Below are 255 nucleotides of genomic sequence, written 5' to 3' on the forward strand. Positions count from 1 at the left end.
GCCAGATGAGTGGATAATAATTTAAAGTCTTCAATACACGCTTCTTTGCCTTCGCAAAGGATATCCTTGCCATTGTAATGCTTTGGAAACTCTGAAAGATAAATCTGTATGTGGTCAACCATAGCATCCTGCCCGAATTTTTCAATTGCCCATCTTACTCCTGAACTTATTAGATTTACAACGCTTTCGTGGTTTGTCCCTTGAGGAAGTTGCCCCGTTGAAGATATAGCCATCTGTAAAATTATGTTTGAAATA

1 protein-coding gene is annotated in these 255 nt (G+C 38.4%); it reads right to left on the minus strand.

The window, feature by feature from the left end; genetic code table 11:
* Positions 1-255: hypothetical protein (locus QI155_RS11025; RefSeq protein ID WP_281321688.1), on the minus strand; the 255-nt coding region annotated here is incomplete at both ends.

The sequence above is a fragment of the Thermodesulfovibrio sp. 1176 genome, assembly GCF_029946585.1.
GTDB lineage: Bacteria > Nitrospirota > Thermodesulfovibrionia > Thermodesulfovibrionales > Thermodesulfovibrionaceae > Thermodesulfovibrio.